Raw genomic sequence first — 4658 nt, 5'->3', positions numbered from 1 at the left:
TCATCTTCCTGGGCGGGGCGCCGATCGATGAGCCCTTCGTCATGTTCTGGAACTTCATCGGGGGCAGCCACGAGGAGGTGGCCCGCGCGCGGGAGAACTGGATGGCGGATGTCGCCGAGCCCGCCCTGGACGGCACGGCCGTGCCCGACGCGCCCCAGTTCGTGCCGGTGCCCGGCTACGCGGGGGATCCGCTCCGCGCCCCCGCGGTGCCCGCGGCCACCCTGCAGCCCCGCCGCAGGAACCCGGAGACGGGGGCGGCCCTGCCCCGACCGCCCCGGGACTGAGGACGCCCTCGGCCGCGCGCCCCGATGGCCGAGAGCACTCGCGGGCTCAGGCCAGCGGCGCGACCCGGCACCGCCCCCCGGCATCCCGGTCGAGCACCCAGACGGAGCCGTTCTCGAGCCGGGGCACCGCGGTACCCGTGATGGCGCTCAGCCCGGCGCGCAACAGCGCGCCGTGCGACACCGCAACCGAGCCGGGGCTCGCGCCGAGCAGCTGGCCGAGGACGAGCCGCCCCCGCTCGGCCAGCTCCGTGAGCGGCTCCGCGTCGGGAACCACGAGCCCCGGCCAGCGCTCCTCGGCCTCGGCAACCGGGAGCCCCTCGGCGGCCCCGTAGTCCCGTTCGATCAGCGCCGGGAGCGTCGCGGGCCCGCCCACCCCGAGGATCGCGGCGATGATCTCAGCGGTGGCGTGGGCCCGGTCAAGGGGCGAGCTGAGCATCCCCGCCCAGGCCGGGGCAGCCCCGGCGTCGGTGAGCGCGAGCAGCCGCTCGGCGGCGACGCGGGCCTGGCGGCGACCCGCCGCGGTCAGGGGCCGGTTGGTGCGGCCCTGGATCCGGCGCTCCCGGTTCCACCCGGTCTCACCGTGCCGGACGAGGGCGATGCGGGCCCGCACTACGCCGCGACGTTCGTCTTGGCGAGGGCGTCGACGCCGAGCGAGCAGAGGCCCCGGTCGATCTCGACGCGCACGCGCTCCCCGACCGCGGGGCGGGAGCCGACGATCCGGCTGCGCAGGGTGAGGCCGGCCCAGGATACGGAGACATCGTTCCCCTCCCGCCCGAAGAGGGAGGAGACCACCTCGGCGGGCCCGTCCGGGTCCCGAATCAGGCGCACGGCTTCCGGGAGCACCGAGAGATCAACCGCGGTTCCGCCGCGGGGCGGCTGCTGTTCGGCCCCCACAGAGAAGCAGCGCTCCAGGGGAACGACGAGCGGGTGCTCGTGCGCGGCGAAGCCGTGCGCCGAGAGGCGGCCGCGGATCACGCTCGCGTCCGAGACGAAGCGGGCGACGAACGCGGACGCCGGCCGCTCCAGCAGATCGGCGGGGGAGCCGACCTGCTGGATACGGCCACCGTCGAGCACCACGACCCGGTCGGCGAGCGCCAGCGCCTCGTTCCGGTCGTGGGTGACATGCACCACGGTGAGCCCAAAGCGACGGGTGAGCTGCTGTAGTTCGAGCCGGAGCCGATCACGCAGCGGCTCGTCCAGGGCGGAGAGCGCCTCGTCGAGGAGGAGGACGCGGGGCTCACCCACGAGTGCCCGGGCGAGGGCCACCCGCTGGCGTTGCCCGCCCGAGAGGGTGGCCGGATTTCTCTTCGCGAAGCCGGGCAGGCCCACGAGTTCGAGCACCTCTGCAACGCGCCGGTCCCGCTCGCCGCGGGCAACGCCCTGGCGGCGGAGGGGGTAATCGACGTTCCTCCCCACGGTCCAGTGCGGCCACACCGCGTGCTGCTGGAAGACCATGCCCAGGTGCCGCCGCTCCGGGGGCACGCTGCGCCCGGCTTCGGCGACGAGCGCGTCGCCGATGCTGATCCGGCCCGCGGTCGGCGCGAGGAAGCCGGCGATGCTGCGCAGCAGCGTGGTTTTCCCCGAGCCCGAGGGGCCGAGCAGGGCGACAAACTCGCCGTCCGCGATGTCGAGTGAGATGTCGTCCAGGCCCCGGGTGCCATCCGGGAAGGTCAGGCTGAGGTGATCGAGGGTGACGGCTGACACGGGAGTCCTAACGTGAGGAGCGGGCGGCCAGGCCGAGGCCGGCGAGCCCGATCAGGGTGACGATGAGGGAGAGGGCGGAGGCGGCGTTGTAGGCACCCGCCTGTTGCAGGTTGAAAATGACGACGCCGAGCGTCTGCGCTCCGGGGGCGAGCAGGAGCACCGAGAGGGTGAGCTCGCGAACCGCGGTGAGGGCGACGAGGGCGGCCCCCGACAGCGCCGCCGGAATCGCCATCCGGAAGGAGATGTCGATGAGCGCCCGGAACCGCCCGGCCCCGGACACCCGGGCCGCCTCCTCGGCAAAGAGCGGGATCCCGCGGAGCGGGGCCGTCACCGACTGCACGACGAGCGCGAGGAAGGACGTGACATAGGCGCAGAGGATCAGCCACGGGGTATTAAAGAGGCCGATCCGGGGCGCGATGACGAGCCAGGCGACCGCGATGACGAGCCCCGGGATCGCCTGGGGAAGCAGGGCCACCGAGAGCAGGGCCCCGTTATCGCGGGCGCGGCTTCGGGTGACGAGGGTGCCGACGGCGAGGCCGAGGACGCCGCAGATGACCGCGGCGAGGCCCGCCAACATCAGGGAGTTCGTGATACCGGTGACGGTTCCCGGCGCGGTGACGGCGCGCTCGATGCTGGAGAGGGTCACGGTGTCCCAGCGCAGCGGCACCCCGGGGGCCGGAAGGATCGCCTGGATCGTGAGCGTCACGAGGGGCAGCACCGTCACGGCGAGGATCGCCGCGGCGCTGATCAGCCCCACGGGCACCCGGGCCGGGCCAAGGGGCAACCGTTCGGGCGCGGAGGCGGAGGCATCGATCTCGATCCGGTTCTTGGCGAGGAACAGATCCGCGAGCACGCCCAGCACGGCGATGACGAGCAGCACCAGACCGATCGCGGCGACCACGGCGAGCGGGTCCTCGGCGGTGCCCGACTGAAGCGTTCGGTAGACGAGGGTCGACAGGGTGACATAGCGATCGGGCAGGCCGATGATGGAGGGGATCCCGAAGTCCGCGAGATTCGAGACGGCGATGAGGGTGAACGCGGAGAGCACGGCGGGGCGCAACAGCGGGGCCGTGATCTGCAGCAGCGCGATCGGCGCGCTCGCCCCGGAGATCCGCGCGGCCTGTTCGAGGTCCGCGGGGATGCGGCGCAGCGCGGTCGAGACGATCAGCATCGCGATGGGATAGCTGTGCAGGGTGAGCAGGAAGATGACGCCGTCTGCGCCGTAGAGGTTCCAGAGCGGGCCACCAAAGGCCTCGGTCCAGGCCCGGTTCAGCCCGGACGACGGGCCGAGCAGCGACAACCAGGCGATGGCCCCGACGAACGGCGGCACGAGCATGGGGCTGAGCGCCAGCAGGCGGAGGGTGCGCCGGAAGGGGACATCGGTGCGCTCCAGGAGGAGCGCGAGCAGGGTGCCGATCAGGACGGCGCCGAGGGCAGAGACCCCGGCGGATACGAGCGAGTTCCCGGCCGCCTCAGCGACGTCCGGGCTGATGAGCTCCCGCCAGCCCCCGCCGGTGACCGCGAGCACGATGATCGCCGCGATGGGGACGAGCACGGCGGCCGCGCAGGCGGCCCAGAGCCCGAGCCGCAGAAACGTGGCGCCGTCGGCGCGTCCGGGGCGGCCCGCGGCCGCACCTCGGGGGGCCGGGGCGGGGCCGGGGGTCCGGCCCGGGGGCGGGGGAGGCCCCGCGGGGGCGACGCCGGGGACGGCGTCGCTCCCGCGGAGCAGCTGGGGGGAGGCGGTCATGGGTTACTGGAACAGCTTCTTGAAGGTCTCGACGGCGGCGGGCTGCTCGGCGCGAATCTGGGCCAGGTCGGGGTTCAGCATCGTGATCGAGCTGAGCTCCGGAGCGCCCTCCGGGGTGCCGACGTCGCCGCGGACGGGCAGGTACGCCTGCTCGACGGCCAGCTTCTGGCCCTCCTCGCTGACGAGGAAGTCCACGAAGGCCTCGGCGGCCTCGGGGGCCGTCGTGTTCGCGAAGATCCCGACGGGCTGGGCGACGTAGGGCACGCCCTCCTCGGGGTAGGACACCGCGATGGGGGAGCCTGCGGCGGCCAGGTCACGCACGAGGTAGTCCACGACGATGCCGACGGGCTGGCTGCCCTCGGCGACGGCCTGGGAGACGGGGCCGTTGCTCTCAGCGATCAGGGGCTGGTTCTTCGCCAGGTCCGTCAGCCAGCCCTCGCCCAGGCTCGACTCGTTGAGCCACACGGCGGCGTTGAAGGCCGCGGCGCCGGACACGTCCGGGTTCGGCATGACGAGCTTGCCCGAGTACTCCGGCTTCGTGAGGTCGGCCCAGGAGCTGGGCGGATCGGTGATCTCGGTGGTGTTGTAGGCAATGACGGTCGGGATGATGCGGGTGCCCGTGTAGAAGCCCTCCGCGTCCAGTACGTTCTCGTCGAGCTTGTCGGCGTCCGCGGGCACGTACTCCCGGAGCAGGTCGCGCTCGGCGTAGCCCTCGAAGGTGCCCGCGTCGGCGGCGAGCAGCAGATCGGCGCCGATGGCCCCGGCCTTCTCCTCGGCGGCGATGCGTGCCGTGAGGTCGCCGGTGCCCGCGCGGAACACCTCGACGGAGACGTTCGGCTGGTGCGCGGCGAACGCGGCGACGATCTCGTCGATCTTTTCCTGCGGCTCAGAGGTGTACAGGTTCAGGGTCGCGGCCTCCAGGA

5 protein-coding genes are annotated in these 4658 nt (G+C 73.3%); 1 reads left to right on the top strand and 4 read right to left on the bottom strand.

Going from position 1 to position 4658, the window contains the following annotated elements:
* The coding region (locus tag OOT08_RS07140; RefSeq protein WP_325091907.1) for a pirin-like C-terminal cupin domain-containing protein at positions 1–284 on the top strand (284 nt) is incomplete at its 5' end.
* A 46-nt stretch (positions 285–330) separates the two neighbouring features.
* On the opposite strand, the gene OOT08_RS07135 is transcribed toward OOT08_RS07140, so the two are convergent.
* The 4 genes from OOT08_RS07135 to OOT08_RS07120 form a co-directional block, all read right to left on the bottom strand.
* The gene (locus tag OOT08_RS07135; RefSeq protein WP_325091906.1) at positions 331–894 is read right to left on the bottom strand and encodes a histidine phosphatase family protein; all 564 of its coding nucleotides are present in this window, start codon (positions 892–894) and stop codon (positions 331–333) included.
* Complete coding sequence (locus OOT08_RS07130; protein WP_325091905.1) at positions 894–1988, bottom strand: ABC transporter ATP-binding protein; 1095 nt, start codon at positions 1986–1988, stop codon at positions 894–896. Before OOT08_RS07130 ends, OOT08_RS07135 begins: the two co-directional genes overlap by 1 nt.
* A 7-nt stretch (positions 1989–1995) precedes the next feature.
* On the bottom strand, positions 1996–3735 hold the full coding sequence (locus OOT08_RS07125; RefSeq protein ID WP_325091904.1) for an ABC transporter permease: 1740 nt from the start codon (positions 3733–3735) through the stop codon (positions 1996–1998).
* 3 nt (positions 3736–3738) lie between these two features.
* Positions 3739–4658, bottom strand: a 920-nt coding sequence (locus OOT08_RS07120; protein ID WP_325091903.1) for an ABC transporter substrate-binding protein, incomplete at its 5' end; no start/stop codon positions are given.

It is taken from the genome of Leucobacter sp. M11 (genome assembly GCF_035726885.1).
Classification (GTDB): Bacteria; Actinomycetota; Actinomycetes; order Actinomycetales; family Microbacteriaceae; genus JAPFRB01.
The sequence above is the reverse complement of the archived record's forward strand: the minus strand, read 5'-3'. Positions and strand labels throughout refer to the sequence as shown.